The sequence below is a fragment of the Bradyrhizobium sp. CCGB12 genome (assembly GCF_024199845.1).
Lineage (GTDB): Bacteria > Pseudomonadota > Alphaproteobacteria > Rhizobiales > Xanthobacteraceae > Bradyrhizobium.
On the sequence record NZ_JANADO010000001.1, the window covers coordinates 4,870,519 to 4,884,794 of the forward strand.

12 protein-coding genes and 1 pseudogene are annotated in these 14,276 nt (G+C 65.8%); 10 read left to right on the forward strand and 3 right to left on the reverse strand.

Going from position 1 to position 14,276, the window contains the following annotated elements; all coding sequences use genetic code 11:
* The 10 genes and pseudogenes from NLM27_RS22760 to NLM27_RS22805 all read left to right on the forward strand — a co-directional run bounded on the left by NLM27_RS22760 (nucleotide 1) and on the right by NLM27_RS22805 (nucleotide 10,374).
* Nucleotides 1-285, forward strand: a pseudogene (locus tag NLM27_RS22760) (type II toxin-antitoxin system RelE/ParE family toxin).
* Entirely contained in the window at nucleotides 257-580 is a 324-nt protein-coding gene (locus tag NLM27_RS22765) for a HigA family addiction module antitoxin (protein WP_254145449.1), read from the forward strand. Before NLM27_RS22760 ends, NLM27_RS22765 begins: the two are co-directional and overlap by 29 nt.
* Before the next feature lie 10 nt (nucleotides 581-590).
* Nucleotides 591-1,088 (forward strand): DUF721 domain-containing protein, encoded by a 498-nt coding sequence (locus NLM27_RS22770; RefSeq protein ID WP_254145450.1) that lies wholly within the window; start codon nucleotides 591-593, stop codon nucleotides 1,086-1,088.
* A 138-nt stretch (nucleotides 1,089-1,226) separates the two neighbouring features.
* Nucleotides 1,227-1,883, forward strand: coding sequence for a DsbA family protein (locus tag NLM27_RS22775; RefSeq protein WP_254145451.1), 657 nt, complete (start codon nucleotides 1,227-1,229; stop codon nucleotides 1,881-1,883).
* A gap of 217 nt (nucleotides 1,884-2,100) precedes the next feature.
* Entirely contained in the window at nucleotides 2,101-5,565 is a 3,465-nt protein-coding gene (gene smc / locus NLM27_RS22780; protein ID WP_254145452.1) for a chromosome segregation protein SMC, read from the forward strand.
* Nucleotides 5,566-5,734: 169 nt separating this feature from the next.
* Nucleotides 5,735-6,715 carry a small ribosomal subunit Rsm22 family protein gene (locus NLM27_RS22785; RefSeq protein WP_254145453.1) on the forward strand — a complete coding sequence of 327 codons (981 nt, stop codon included), beginning with the start codon at nucleotides 5,735-5,737 and terminating at the stop codon, nucleotides 6,713-6,715.
* Between the two features lie 138 nt (nucleotides 6,716-6,853).
* A complete protein-coding gene (locus NLM27_RS22790; RefSeq protein WP_254145454.1) occupies nucleotides 6,854-7,414 on the forward strand; it encodes a LemA family protein in 561 nt (186 codons plus the stop codon).
* 32 nt (nucleotides 7,415-7,446) lie between these two features.
* Complete coding sequence (locus NLM27_RS22795) at nucleotides 7,447-8,685, forward strand: M48 family metallopeptidase (RefSeq protein ID WP_254145455.1); 1,239 nt, start codon at nucleotides 7,447-7,449, stop codon at nucleotides 8,683-8,685.
* Between the two features lie 207 nt (nucleotides 8,686-8,892).
* Complete coding sequence (locus tag NLM27_RS22800; protein WP_027558136.1) at nucleotides 8,893-9,645, forward strand: hypothetical protein; 753 nt, start codon at nucleotides 8,893-8,895, stop codon at nucleotides 9,643-9,645.
* A 60-nt stretch (nucleotides 9,646-9,705) separates the two neighbouring features.
* Nucleotides 9,706-10,374, forward strand: a complete 669-nt coding sequence (locus NLM27_RS22805; protein WP_254145456.1) for a hypothetical protein — start codon at nucleotides 9,706-9,708, stop codon at nucleotides 10,372-10,374.
* 37 nt (nucleotides 10,375-10,411) lie between these two features.
* Here the strand turns inward: NLM27_RS22805 and NLM27_RS22810 are convergent, their stop codons facing one another.
* From NLM27_RS22810 to NLM27_RS22820, 3 genes are all read right to left on the reverse strand, one after another.
* Entirely contained in the window at nucleotides 10,412-10,951 is a 540-nt protein-coding gene (locus tag NLM27_RS22810; RefSeq protein ID WP_254145457.1) for an adenine phosphoribosyltransferase, read from the reverse strand.
* Between the two features lie 9 nt (nucleotides 10,952-10,960).
* Complete coding sequence (locus tag NLM27_RS22815) at nucleotides 10,961-13,126, reverse strand: anthranilate synthase component I (RefSeq protein ID WP_254145458.1); 2,166 nt, start codon at nucleotides 13,124-13,126, stop codon at nucleotides 10,961-10,963.
* A 311-nt stretch (nucleotides 13,127-13,437) separates the two neighbouring features.
* A complete protein-coding gene (locus NLM27_RS22820) occupies nucleotides 13,438-14,112 on the reverse strand; it encodes a dienelactone hydrolase family protein (RefSeq protein ID WP_254145459.1) in 675 nt (224 codons plus the stop codon).
* Between the last annotated feature and the right edge of the window lie 164 nt (nucleotides 14,113-14,276).

Sequence of the window (14,276 nt, forward strand, 5' to 3'; positions counted from 1 at the left end):
ATGATCCAGAGCTTCGCCAATTCCGAGACAGAGTTGATCTGATCCGGGCGGCGAAGTCGAAAACTGCCGCCCGACATTCAGAATGCAGCCTTACGAAAACTGCGTTTGTTAAATCAGGCGCGGGTGTTGGCTGATCTCAGGGTTCCGCCGGGCAACCGGCTCGAAGCCCTGAAAGCCGAACGCCAGGGCCAGCATTCGATCCGGATCAACGATCAGTGGCGCATCTGTTTTGTTTGGGACGACGGAGGACCGAGAGATGTCGAAATCGTCGATTACCACGACTAGGAACGGGCTCCTGCGCAACCCCCATCCCGGCGAGATCCTGCTCGAGGAGTTCCTGGAGCCGATGGAGCTCAGCCAGAACGCGCTGGCGCGGGCCGTTCACGTCCCGCCGCGACGGATCAACGAGATCGTTCTGGGCAAGCGCGATATCACCGCCGATACCGACCTGCGCCTCGCCCGCTATTTTGGTTTGCCGGAGGGCTTTTTCCTGGGGCTCCAGATGGACTACGATCTGATGCAACGGCGGCGCGAGATCGAGCGAGACCTCAAGGCCATCCGGCCTCGTGCAGCAGCATAGCGGACGACCCATGTCCAAATCAGGCCCGATCTTCAAGCCCGGTCCCATCAGCGCAAAACCGCTGTCGCTCCTGCTCAACGACGTCTTTGCGGAGGCCTATGCCAAGCAGGGCTTTGCGGCGCGCGAGCTGGTGACGCGGTGGGCGCAGATCGCGGGGCCGGAGATCGCGGCCCATGCCGAGCCGCTCAAGATGCAATGGCCGCGGCCGGTGGAGGGCCAGCCGCAGGAGCCGGCGACGCTGGTGCTGCGGGTCGAGGGGCCGATGGCGCTGGAGATCCAGCACTCCGCCGACGTGATCCTGGAGCGGGTCAACCGCTTCTTCGGCTGGAGCGCGGTCGGCAAGCTGGCCTTCCGCCAGGCCCCCCTGTCGCGGCCGCGGGCCCGCAAGCGCCCCGGCCCGCCGGACGCCCAATCGGTGGCCAAGGTGGCGGAAAGCCTGGGCGACATCGAAGACGAAGAGCTCAAGACGGCGCTGGCGCGGCTCGGGGCCGCCATCAAGCGAAATTGAGCCTTATTCAGCAGCTAATCTGGACCTGACCTGGCCGCTCGCCATTGCCTCAATCGACGTTTCAAGCTAGCGACAGGCCGCCCGGGCGGGAACTCGATAGACCCCTGGGCCGACACCTTGCCAATTCGGGAGCCGACCTTGATCATTACCCGCCGCGCCTTCACCACGATGCTGTCGCTGACCGGGCTTGCCGCGGTCGCCGGGTTCTCGCCGCTTCGGTTCATCTCCGAAGCGATGGCACAGTCTGCCGCCGATGTGGCGAAGCCGGTATCGCTGCCCGACATGGCGCTCGGCCCGAAGGACGCCGCCGTCACCATCACCGAATATGCCTCGATGACCTGCCCGCATTGCGCGGCGTTCAACGAGCAGGTGTTCCCCAAGATCAAGTCGGAATATATCGACACCGGCAAGGTGCGTTACATCTTCCGCGAGTTCCCGCTCGACATCAAGGCCGCCGCCGGCTCGATGCTGTCGCGCTGCATCGCCAAGGACGATGCGTCGAAATATTTCGCCGTCACCGACATGCTGTTCCGCCAGCAGAACGACTGGGTGGTGAAGAACACCACCGAGACCCTGACGCGGATCGGCAAGCAGGCCGGCCTCACCCAGCAGCAGGTCGAGGCGTGCCTGAAGGATCAGGCGCTGCTCGACAAGATCGCCGCCGACCAGAAATACGCCAGCGACGTGTTGAAGGTGGATTCGACGCCGACCTTCTTCATCAACGGCGAGAAGATCAAGGGCGAAGCCTCGTTCGAGGAGTTCGCCAAGAAGATCAATCCGCTGCTCAAGAGCTGATTCGCAACGCCACACTCCTGATTCGCGCATCCAGAGCCGTATCTTTCCCGGCATAAATCCCTTGGGAAAAACGGCTTTCGCCGGTTGCCCTCGCAGCGCACCGCGGCCATTGTCCGCCGCACGAGCCGCTCCGCGCGACTCGCCCAGACAGCGACATTGCCTTCCATGGTATTGTCACGGCAGGGGGATTCGCGCCTGCCAACAGAGATGCGTGCTTATGAAAATCACCCGCCTGCGACTTCACGGCTTCAAGTCCTTCGTTGAGGCCACGGACTTCGTCATCGAGCCCGGCCTGACCGGCGTGGTCGGACCCAACGGCTGCGGCAAGTCGAACCTCGTCGAGGCGCTGCGCTGGGCGATGGGTGAGACCTCCTACAAGTCGCTGCGTGCCGCCGACATGGACGCGGTGATCTTCGCCGGCTCCGGCAACCGTCCCGCGCGCAACCACGCCGAAGTGACGATGACGATCGACAATGCCGATCGCACCGCGCCGGCGGCGATGAACGACAGTCAGTTGCTTGAAATCTCCCGCCGCATCGAGCGCGAAGCCGGCTCGGTCTATCGCATCAACGGCCGCGACGTGCGCGCCCGCGACGTGCAGATCCTGTTCGCGGATGCCGCGACTGGCGCGCGTTCGCCGGCCCTCGTCCACCAGGGCAAGATCGGCGAGATCATCCAGGCCAAGCCCGAGCAGCGCCGCCGCGTGCTCGAAGACGCCGCCGGCGTCGCCGGCCTGCATGCCCGCCGCCACGAAGCCGAGCTGCGGCTGAAGGCGGCCGAAACCAACCTCACCCGCGTCGAGGACGTGATCGGCCAGCTCTCGGGCCAGATGGAAGGCCTGAAGAAGCAGGCCCGCCAGGCCGTGCGCTATCGCGAGGTCGCGGCCAAGGTCCGCAAGGCTGAGGCCACCCTGTTCCATCTGCGCTGGATCGGCGCCCATGCCGACGTCAACGAATCCGGCCAGACCCATGATCTCGCCGTCCGCGAAATGGCGGAGCGCACCCAGCACCAGGCCGAAGCCGCCCGCATCCAGGCGATCCGCGCCGCCGAAATGCCGGCGCTGCGCGATGCCGAAGCGCGCGCCGCCGCCGGGCTCCAGCGCCTCACCAATGCCCGCGAGCTGCTCGACCGCGAGGAAGAGCGCGCCAAGGAGCGCGTCGCCGAGCTCGAGCGCCGCCTCGCCCAGTTCGAAGGCGACATTTCCCGTGCTCAACAACAAACCATGGACGCCGACGTCGCGCTGCAGCGCCTCGACACCGAAGACGCCGAGCTGAAGGAAGAGATCAAGTCGCGCGTCGAAAAGCGCTCCGGCGTCGACGAGCGTGTCGGCGAAGCCGAGGCGGTGCTGACCGAAACCGAGCAACAGTTCGCCGAGCTCACCACCGCGCTCGCCGACCTCACCGCCAAGCGCAACCAGCTCGAGGCCAACGTCCGCACCCACCGCGACAAGCTCGCCCGGCTCGACCAGGAGATCGCGAACGTCGCCGCAGAAGAACAGAAGCTCACTGAGGCGACCGGCGGCTTCGGCGATCTCGACGAGCTGACCGCAACGGTCGAGACCGCCGAGCAGACACTTGCGGCGTCGGAAGCCGCGGCGCAGGCGAGCGAAGCCGCGCACGTCGCCGCCCGCCAGACCCTGGAATCCTCGCGCTCGCCGCTGGTCGAGGCCGACAAGCGCGTGCAGCGGCTCGATACCGAGGCGCGCACGATCTCCAAGATCGTCAACGGCGAGACCAAGAATCTGTGGCCGCCGATCATTGACGGCATCACCGTCGACAAGGGATTTGAGAAGGCCATCGGCGCCGCCCTCGGCGACGATCTCGACGCACCGGTCGATCCGTCGGCGCCGATGCGCTGGACCAATGCCGGCGTCACCGACGGCGATCCGGAGCTGCCTGAGGGCGTCGTGCCGCTCGCCAATCATGTTCAGGCACCGGCCGAGCTGGCCCGTCGTCTGGCGCAGATCGGCGTGGTGCCGCGCGAGCGCGGCGCCGAGCTGGTCTCGCAGCTCAAGACCGGCCAGCGGCTGGTCTCGCCCGAGGGCGACGTCTGGCGCTGGGATGGTTTTGTCGCCGCGGCCCACGCGCCCACCGGCGCCGCGCGGCGGCTTGCCGAGCGCGCCCGCCTCGTCGACATCGAGAACGAGCTGGAGCAGGCCCGTATCGACGCGCAGATCAAGCGTCAGGCGCTGGAGAACGCCGAGTCCGAACTGCAGATGGCGGCCAGCACCGAAGGCGCCTCTCGCGAAGCCTGGCGCGCTGCGCAGCGCGAGCTGAACGTCGCGCGCGAGCGCCACGCCACCGCCGAGCGCGAGATCAGCCGCCACGCCGCGCGCAAGGCGACGCTGTCGGAAGCGCACAGCCGCCTCGCCGCCGACCGCGCCGAGGCCGAGGCCGCCTACGAATACGCCGAAGCCGGCATCAGCGAGCTGCCGTCGAGCGAGGACACCGAGACCCGTCTCGCTGCGGTCCGCAGCGACATCGAAGGCCATCGCCGCATGGCCGCCCAGGTCCGCGCCGAGGCGCAGGCCCTGGCGCGCGAAGCCGAGCTCGCTGACCGCCGCGTGCAGGCGATCCTCGCCGAACGCACCGAGTGGCAGAACCGCAAGGAGAGCGCGGCCTCCCACATCGAAACCATCCAGGCTCGTATTGCCGAACTCACGATCGAGCGCAGCGACCTCGAGAACGCGCCGCAAGTGTTCGCCGAGAAGCGCAGCGCGCTGATCACCGAGATCGAATACGCCGAGAACGACCGCCGCATGGCCGCCGACGCGCTCGCCACCGCGGAGACCGCGATGGCGGAGACCGACCGCGTCGCAAAGCTGACCCTGGAGGCGCTCTCCAGCTCCCGCGAGGCGACTGCTCGCGCCGAGGAGCGCATGGAAGGCGCGCGGCGCCGGCTCGAAGACATCGAGCGCGAGATCCGCGACATGCTCGAGGTCGAGCCGCAGGCCGTCGCCGGCCTTGCCGAGATCGAGCCGGGCGCCGAGCTGCCGCCGCTGCACGACATCGAGGAAGACCTCGAGAAGATGCGCCGCGATCGCGAACGCCTCGGTGCCGTCAACCTGCGCGCTGAGGAGGAGCTGCGTGAGGTCGAGACCCAGCACAACGGCCTCGTCACCGAGCGCGACGACCTGGTTGAGGCCATCAAGCGGCTACGCCAGGGCATCCAGAGCCTCAACAAGGAGGCGCGCGAGCGGCTGCTGACCTCGTTCGAAGTCGTCAACGACCACTTCAAGCGCTTGTTCGTCGAGCTGTTCGGTGGCGGCGAGGCCGCGCTGCATCTGATCGAGAGCGACGACCCGCTCGAAGCCGGTCTCGAGATCATCGCAAAACCGCCGGGCAAGAAGCCGCAGACGCTGTCGCTGCTCTCGGGCGGCGAGCAGGCGCTGACCGCGATGGCGCTGATCTTCGCGGTGTTCCTCACCAACCCTTCGCCGATCTGCGTGCTGGACGAAGTCGACGCACCGCTCGACGACCACAACGTCGAACGGTACTGCAACCTGCTGCACGAGATGACCGGCTCGACCGACACGCGCTTCATCATCATCACGCACAACCCGATCACCATGGCGCGGATGAACCGCCTGTTCGGCGTCACCATGGCCGAGCGCGGCGTCTCGCAGCTCGTGTCGGTGAGCCTGGCCGAGGCGGTGGACATTCTCGACCAGAACGTGGCGTGACATTTTTGGCGTCATTCCGGGGCTCGCGAAGCGAGAACCCGGAATCTTGCGCCACACGCATTGACGTCATCATCCGCGAAGGCGGATGATCCAGTACGCCGCAGCCTTTCGGCTGACCTCTTATGTCTCGGAGTACTGGATGCCCCGCCTTCGCGGGGCATGACTGTGGATGATGATAGCTCCCACGCTTCCTGCTGAACTCAAGGCAGCCCTGGACGGCAAGCTCCAGGGCTTCTCGCGCACCGACGCCGCACAACGATCGCAGAAAATCTCGACGACCTATCGCGCCGGCGGCGGCTCCGGCACGATCAAGTCGGACGCCGATGCACTCGCCTATGCGCTGGCGCGGATGCCGGCGACTTACGCGGCCGTTGCCGCGAGCCTGAATGCCTTGACCGAGATCGCGCCTGATCTCGCGCCTGAAACGCTGCTCGACGTCGGCGCTGGTCCAGGCACTGCAAGCTGGGCCGCCGCAGAGGCGTTTCCGTCGCTGCAGGATTTCACTCTGCTCGATGCCAACGCCACGCTCAGCCGGCTTGCGCTCGAACTGGCGCGCGACAGCTCGCGTCTCGCGGACTGCCGCTATCTGCCGGGCGATGCCGGCGGCAACCTCGCCGAGGTTTCGCAAGCCGATCTCGTCGTCGCCAGCTACGTCATCGGCGAGCTCGGCGAGGCTGACCAGCGTAAGCTCGCGGAGGCGATGTGGGCGAAGGCACGCCACGCGCTGGTCGTGATCGAGCCCGGCACGCCCGCCGGCTATGCCCGCATCCTCGCGCTGCGGCAGCAGCTGATCGCGGCTGGCGCTTTCGTCGCCGCGCCCTGCCCGCACGAAAGGCCCTGCCCGCTCACCGCGCCCGATTGGTGCCATTTCTCCCAGCGCCTCCCGCGCTCGCAGGCCCACCGGCAGATCAAGGGTGCCGACGTGCCGTTCGAGGACGAGCGCTTTATCTACGTCGCCCTAACCCGCACAGCGCCGGAGAGCCGCGCCGCGCGCGTACTGGCGCCGCCGGATATCGGCAAGGCCGAGATCGCGGCAAAGCTCTGCGCGGGGGCTGGGGTCGCGCTGACGAAAGTCCCGCGACGCGACAAGCCCGCTTATGCAGACGCCCGGCGCTGGCGCTGGGGCGATGCGATCATGTCCGAAAGTTAACCTCACTGCCGGCTTTTCCCTTGAACTCGGGTGGTTCCCGATCCGACCAAGTCTTGCCTCCCCTCTGCGCCGGGCTCTCGCCCTGCGCCAATTTGGTCTACCCTAGCGCCCGCCTTCTTCCCCCTTCAGGAGTTCTCCATGTCGACCGGCTGGATCGTTCTCGGCGTCATCGTCGTCCTCGTGCTGTTCGCCTTCAGCGCCTACAACCGCCTGGTGGCGCTGAGCCAACGCGTCGGCCAGGCCTTTGCCGACATCGACGTGCAGCTCAAGCAGCGCCACGATCTGATCCCGAACCTGGTCGAGACGGTGAAGGGTTACGCCTCGCATGAGCGCGGCACGCTCGACGACGTCATCAAGGCGCGCAATTCGGCGATGTCGGCGCAGGGGCCGGCGCAGGTGTCCGCCGCCGAGAACCAGCTCTCCGGCGCGCTCGGCCGGCTGATCGCGCTGTCGGAGGCCTATCCCGACCTCAAGGCCAACGCCAATTTCCAGCAGCTCGCCAGCGAGCTCTCCGACCTCGAGAACAAGATCGCGGCGAGCCGCCGCTTCTTCAACAACGCGGTCCAGGAATACAACACCGGCATCCAGCAGATGCCCGCTGCGCTGTTCGCCGGCATGTTCGGCTTCACCAGGAAGGATTTCTTCGATCTCGGCGCAAGCCGCACCGAGGTCGAGGCGACGCCGCAGGTGAAGTTCTGAACTGAGCCGACAGGCCGGCAGGGCATCGCGCCATGGCTGCGTATGGTCTCTACACGCACATCGCCTCGAACAAGTTTCGTTCGATGCTTTTGCTCGTCGGCCTGTTCGCGCTGGTCTATGTGCTGGTCTATGCCGGCGCGCTGGTCGCCGAGGTCGTCATCAACGGCAATGGGACGGTCGACTATTATCTGAGCCGCGCCTTCGCCGACCTGCTCAAAGCCGCGCCCTTCGCGACCATTTTGGCGATCGCCTGGATCGCGATCGCCTATTTCTTCCACCAGTCGATGATCGACGCCGTGACCGGTGGCCACAACGTCACTCGCCAGGAGCAGCCGCGACTCTACAATCTGCTCGAAAACCTCTGCATTTCGCGCGGCATCACCATGCCGAAGCTGAAGATCATGGAGAGCCCGGCGCTGAACGCGTTCGCGACCGGCCTCAACCCGCGGCAATATTCCATCACCGTGACCACGGGCCTCCTCGATGCGCTGAACGACAAGGAGATCGAGGCGGTGCTGGGCCACGAGCTGACCCACATCAAGAATGGCGACGTGCAGCTCATGGTGGTTGCCGTCATCATCGCCGGCGTCGTTGGCTTCTTCGGCGAATTGTTCTTCCGCCTGTTCACGAGTTTCAACTGGAGCCCGAGCTCCGGCGGCTCGTGGTCCTCGGGTTCCTCTTCCTCCTCGTCGCGATCGTCCTCTTCCAGCAGCGACAGCAAGAGCTCCGGCGGCGGCGCGATCATCGTCATCATCATCGCGGTCGTGCTGATCGTGGTGGCCTGGCTGCTGTCGCAGGTGGTCAAGCTCGCGCTGTCACGGTCGCGCGAATATCTCGCCGACGCCGGCTCGGTCGAGCTGACGAAAGACCCCGACGCCATGATCTCGGCGCTGCGTAAGATCGAGGGCCGCGGCGAGCTGCCGGGCGCGACCTCGGCCGTCATGGAGCTCTGCGTCGACAATCCCCGCGAGGGCTTTGCCGATCTGTTCGCGACCCACCCCTCGGTGCCGTCCCGGATCGACGCGCTGGTCAAGTTTGCCGGCGGTCACGATCCCGGTCCCCTGCCGACGCTCGCCGAAGAGGCGGAAGAACCGGGAGCGCAAGCCGACCGTCAGGACGCCCCGCCGCCGCTGCGCCATGGCCCGTGGGACGACGCCGACGGATCGGCCAGCCCGCCGCCCGCGCCCGCACCCAACTCCTCCGGAACCGCAAGCAGCAACCCGGCGGGCAACCCAATGAGAGATTCCATGGGTCCGTGGGGCCGTCATTGAACGCGTGATGGCCTGTCTCGCGCAACTTGTTTCCTCGCCATTGGGAAAAACCTCGGGAATTGCCCCAATCGCGTGCCGAGGAATTGAATTCTCCCTTGTTTCTGCCATGTTCGCGCCCAACAGCAGACTTGGGACATCCTTCGGACGTCGATTTGGGGCCCGGCCGATTGCGACCTCGCGATCGGGGGCGCGCGTTAGGGGACAGCAATGGCAAAGCCGGCAGTGGTTGTGGTGGGCGCGGACAAGGGCGGGGTCGGCAAGACCACGGTTTCGCGGACCTTGCTCGATTATTTCTCAGCCAACAACGTGCCGACGCGCGCATTTGATACGGAGTCGCCGCGCGGAACCCTGAAGCGCTTCCACCCCGACATCACCGAGATCGTCGACATGACGACCACGGCCGATCAGATGAAGATTTTCGACACGCTCAACGCTGTCAGCCCGTCGGTGACCGTGATCGACGTCCGCGCCGGCCTGCTCTCGCCGGCACTGGCTTCGCTGCGCGACATCGGTTTCCTCGACGCCGCCAAGGCCGGCCAGATCACCTTCGCGGTGTTCCATATCCTGGGACCCTCGATCGCCTCGCTGGAGGAGATCGCCGAGACCGCGGGCTTCATGACCGGGGCGAAATATTTCCTGGTGAAGAACTTCATCAACGACACCCAGTTCTTCCAGTGGGACCAGGCGACCTACAATTCCTATTTCCACCGCATCAAGGACGCAACCGAGCTGACCATCCCCAAGCTCAACGAAATGGCCTATGAGCAGGTCGAGGTCTCCTCCGTTCCGTTCCTGAAATTCGTCGCCAACAAGGGCATCAGCGACGAGGCCGCGAACTATTCGTTCGTGCTGCGCGGCTATGTCCGGCACTGGCTGGCCAACGTCTGGAGCGAATTCGACCGGATCCGGCTAACCGACATCGTCGGTTCGAAGCCCGTGACCCGCAACAGCGAAAAATAGTTGCACAGCCCGGGCTGATACGGCTGGATTGGTCGCCAAGTTCGACCGATATAGCTGCCGATGTCCGCAACGCCCGTCTACATCATCTGTTCGCCTCGCCCGCAGGTCGGCAAGACCCTGCTGGCGCGGCTCTTGAGCGAATTCCTGCTGCTCAAGAACGGCAACGTCGCGGCGTTCGACGTCAATTTGAAGGAACCGTCGCTGCTGGATTATTTGCCAAAGATCACCGAGACCGCCGACGTGATCGACACCTACGGCAAGATGCAGCTGATGGACCGTGTCATCGTCGACGACGGGCTCGCCAAGGTGATCGACCTTGGCTTCCACGCCTTCGACGAGTTCTTCAAGATGACCGAGGAGATCGGCCTTTTGAAGGAGGCGGCCCGCCGGCATGTGGCGCCGATGATCCTGTTCGTCGCCGACACCGACCGCGTCTCGGCCCGCGCGCACGAGATGCTGCGCGGCCAGATCCCGCGGGTGAACCTGATCACGGTGGACAACGAACATGTCGTGCGCGGCGAGCTGCCGCCCGCGATGGCCGCCGGCCGGCTGTTCCGGCTGCCGGCGCTGCCCGGCTTCCTCAAGACCTATGTCGACCGGCTGAACTTCTCTTTCACCGGCTATCTGCGCCAGGAGAAGGACGCCTCGACCGAGCTGCACCAGTGGACCCGGCGGAATTACATCGCGTTCCGGGAGCTCGAGCTCAGCCTGATCCTGCAGCGGTCCTGACAGCAATCCACCGGGGCGATAGTCTTCGTCCCGCTGCTCAGTGTCCCTCGAACGTCATCAGCGTGCGCACCGGCACGTCCATGGCGCGCAGCTTGGCGGCGCCACCGAGCTCGGGCAGGTCGACGATGAAGCAGGCCGCGACGACGTTGGCGCCGATCTGGCGCAAGAGCTTTACTGCGCCCTCCGCGGTGCCCCCGGTGGCGATGAGATCGTCGACCAGGATCACGCGCTCGCCGGGCTGGATCGCGTCGACATGCATCTCCATCTCGTCGATGCCGTACTCCAGCGAATAGGCAATGCGCACGGTCGTGTGCGGCAGCTTGCCCTTCTTGCGGATCGGCACGAAGCCGGCCGAGAGCTGATGCGCCACCGCGCCGCCGATGATGAAGCCGCGCGCTTCCATGCCGGCGACCTTGTCGATCTTGTTGCCGGCCCAGGGATTGACGAGTTCGTCCACCGCGCGGCGGAACGCGCGCGCATCCGCGAGCAAGGTCGTGATGTCGCGGAACATGATCCCGGGCTTCGGATAGTCCGGGATGGTGCGGACGCTCGCCTTCAGATCGTGGTCAAAGGTCATTGGTGCCTCTCAATCAACGCGCGCATCCAGCCGGAACGCATTCTCGACAATCTTCAGACCCACCTCGTTGCCGAGCGACATCAGCGATTCCGGATGGAATTGCACGCCGGCGACCGGCAGGGTCTTGTGCTCGAGCGCCATGGCGACGCCGTCCTCGGTGCTGGCGGTGACGGACAAAACCTCGGGCATGCTGTCGCGCTCGACGAAGAGCGAATGATAGCGGCCGATGACGATCTCGTTCGGCAGGTTGCGCATCAGGCGTCCGCCGCGCACCTGGACCCGCGAGGGTCTGCCGTGGGCGGGATGGGTGAGCTGCCCGAGCTCCCCGCCGAAATATTCGCCGATCGCCTGCACGCCCAGGCAGACGCCGAACACCGGCAGCTTCTTTTCCAGCGCCGCATCGATGGTTCTCTTGATTGCGAAATCCTCAGGGCGCCCGGGGCCGGGCGACAGCACGAGCAAATCCCACCTCTTCTGCTTGAGCATGTCGAGCGCATGCACATAGCGGACCACGGTGACGCTGGCGCCGACCTGGCGGAAGTAGTCGGCCAGCATGTGGACAAAACTGTCGTCGTGATCGATCAGCAGCACCTGCTTGCCCGAGCCGGTCGCATCCGGCGCGAAGGTCGACAGCGGCTTCGGCGGATCCCCGCGCAGCGCCTGGAACAGCGCGGCGGCCTTGACCTGGCATTCGCGGTCTTCCGCGGCAGGGTCTGAGTCGAACAGGCAGGTCGCGCCGACGCGCACCTCGGCAAGTCCGTCCTTCATGCGGATGGTGCGGATGGTGAGACCGGTGTTGATGCTGCCGTCGAAATTGACCGCGCCGATCGCGCCGGCGTACCAGCGCCGCGGCGAGCGCTCATGGTCCTCGACGAACTGCATGGCCCAGAGCTTTGGCGCGCCGGTCACGGTGACGGCCCAGGCATGGGTAAGGAAGGCGTCGAGCGCGTCGAAGCCGGGACGCAGCATGCCCTCGACGTGATCGACGGTGTGGAAGAGTTTTGAGTAGGTCTCGATCTGCCGTCGGGCCAGCACCTTGATGGTGCCGGGGACGCAGACGCGCGCCTTGTCGTTGCGATCGACGTCGGTGCACATGTTGAGCTCGAACTCGTCCTTCTCCGAGTTCAGGAGCTGGCGGATCTGCTCGGCATCACCGATCGCATCGGTGCCGCGCGCGATCGTGCCCGAGATCGGGCAGGTCTCGACACGACGACCGTCCGAGCGCACGAACATCTCCGGCGAGGCCGAGACGAGAAACTCGCCTTCGCCGAGATTCATCAACGCGCCATACGGCGATGGATTGATGACGCAGAGCCGCTGAAAGACCTCGGCCGGCGAGCGATCGCAGGGCTCGGCGAACAGCTGACCGGGCACGGCCTCGAACAAATCGCCGCGGGCGAAGGCCGCGCGTGCGGTCTCGACCGTCGCCTGATATTCGCCGGGCGCGTGATCGGCAAAACCCTGGCGCGGCGTCTTCAGGTATGGGCTCTCGGCGGTCTCGCGCGGCAGGTCCTCGGTGGACTTGCCCTTCCAGGCGAAATCGTAAGTCAGCACCACGCCGCGGCCGGTGGCGCGATCATAGGCCAACAGGCGATCGGGGACGTAGAGCACGATGTCGCGCTGGTCCTGCTCGCGCGGCCGCTTCTGCACGAGGTCCTCGATCTGGAAGACGAGGTCGTAGGCGAAGGCGCCGAACAGGCCGAGCAGCCCGTCGTCATTGGCGGAGAAGGCGGCGACGAGGTCGCGCACCAGCGACATCACGCTGGCGCGCCGCGTGCGCTGGTCCTCCTCGATCGGGGCATCACCGCGGATGATGTGGCCGGCGAGGCGCGTGGCCGTCTTCTCGGAGATCACCACGCAGGGTCCGTGCAGGACGTCGCCGAGGAAGGCGATCAGCACCTGCCCGCGCTCGTTCAGCGCTTCCAGCTTGAAATTGACGCCTGTGGTCTCGAGCTTGAGCGGCGGGTCGGAGAAGCCGAGGTCAAAGCTTTCGTAGCGACCGGGCACGGTCGTGCCGGAGGACAGTACCACGCCGCGGCGGCGGTCGAGCAGGTTGATGAGATCGTCGAGCCGGCTGGCGCCGCCGGTAAACTGCTCCGCGACGCGCGTGATCGCGAGACCCGCGCGGGTCACATAGTCGCTTCTGGCCGGGAGGGCAAAGACGGTCCTGTTCATGGGGTCCTCTTACGAAACTTGCCGAGGGAACGCCACACAGGACAAACGATCAGGCCGCCGCGCTGTGCTGGCGACCTCAGACGATTTGGGAAAGGAAAATCGCACCGGCCACCTCGTTAGGAGGTGCGCCACCAAAGACGGGCTGGGCGGACGGCGATGCTCATGGGGAACTAACACCATGGCGCGGGGGCGGCGTCAAGGGCGGCCACTGTGCCGTAGCCCGGATGGAGTGCAGCGCAATCCGGGGGTCCTCCCACAATGAGAAAGCCCCGGATTACGCTGCACTCCATCCGGGCTACGGGCGACCGCACTTACCCCAGATGCTTCCTGAAAAACTCCGTCGCCCTGCCCCAGGCGAGCTCGGCGGCTTCGCGGTCGTGCACGGCCTGGCGTTGCTCGTTGACGAAGGCGTGCTCGGCGTCATAGCGGAACAGCTCGAGCGACTTGCCGGCAGCCTTCATCGCCTTTTCGAAACCATTGACCAGCTCCGGCGTGCACCAATCGTCCTTGTTGGCGAAATGAGCCTGGAGCGGGATCTTGACGTCGGCGGGCTTGGCCGCCTGCTCCGGCGGAATGCCGTAGAACACGACGCCGGCCGCAAGCTCCGGGATCTTCGTCGCGCCGATGATCGTCACGGCGCCGCCGAGGCAGAAGCCCGTTAGCCCGACCTTGGCGCCATTGCGCGACAAATATTGCGTGGCACCGCGCACGGTCTGCGTGGTGGCGTCCATGAAGTCGAGCGAGTTCATCTCCTTGTTGGCGGAATCGGTGTCGTGATACGGCACCACCTTGCCCTTGTAGAGATCGGGCGCCAGCGCATCGAAGCCGGCGAGCGCGAAGCGGTCGCACAGGCCCTTGATCTGATCGGACAATCCCCACCATTCCTGGATCACGACCACGCCCGGCGCGTTGCCGCGCGCGGCATTGGCGAGATAGCCCGAGGCGTCCTTGCCGTCCGGTCGCTTGAAGGTGATGGCGGTTCCCATGGTGTCCTCCGATGATTGGGGAGCGGTTGGCGGTATTTTGGCCGTTGTGAGCGCACGGCGCAATCCACACTCCCGTCATTCCCAGGCGCGCATAGCGCGAGCCCGGAAGGACGGAGAGTTGAGCCAACAAAAAAGCCCCCTCGCGGGGGCTTCTTCATTTCTCG

Excerpts from the sequence above, each read along its gene's own strand:
- NLM27_RS22765 (WP_254145449.1), top strand. The coding sequence starts at position 257 with ATGTCGAAATCGTCGATTACCACGACTAGGAACGGGCTCCTGCGCAAC.
- NLM27_RS22770 (WP_254145450.1), top strand. The coding sequence starts at position 591 with ATGTCCAAATCAGGCCCGATCTTCAAGCCCGGTCCCATCAGCGCAAAA.
- smc (WP_254145452.1), top strand. The coding sequence starts at position 2,101 with ATGAAAATCACCCGCCTGCGACTTCACGGCTTCAAGTCCTTCGTTGAG.
- NLM27_RS22785 (WP_254145453.1), top strand. The coding sequence starts at position 5,735 with ATGATGATAGCTCCCACGCTTCCTGCTGAACTCAAGGCAGCCCTGGAC.
- NLM27_RS22790 (WP_254145454.1), top strand. The coding sequence starts at position 6,854 with ATGTCGACCGGCTGGATCGTTCTCGGCGTCATCGTCGTCCTCGTGCTG.
- NLM27_RS22795 (WP_254145455.1), top strand. The coding sequence starts at position 7,447 with ATGGCTGCGTATGGTCTCTACACGCACATCGCCTCGAACAAGTTTCGT.
- NLM27_RS22800 (WP_027558136.1), top strand. The coding sequence starts at position 8,893 with ATGGCAAAGCCGGCAGTGGTTGTGGTGGGCGCGGACAAGGGCGGGGTC.
- NLM27_RS22805 (WP_254145456.1), top strand. The coding sequence starts at position 9,706 with ATGTCCGCAACGCCCGTCTACATCATCTGTTCGCCTCGCCCGCAGGTC.
- NLM27_RS22810 (WP_254145457.1), bottom strand. The coding sequence starts at position 10,951 with ATGACCTTTGACCACGATCTGAAGGCGAGCGTCCGCACCATCCCGGAC.
- NLM27_RS22815 (WP_254145458.1), bottom strand. The coding sequence starts at position 13,126 with ATGAACAGGACCGTCTTTGCCCTCCCGGCCAGAAGCGACTATGTGACC.
- NLM27_RS22820 (WP_254145459.1), bottom strand. The coding sequence starts at position 14,112 with ATGGGAACCGCCATCACCTTCAAGCGACCGGACGGCAAGGACGCCTCG.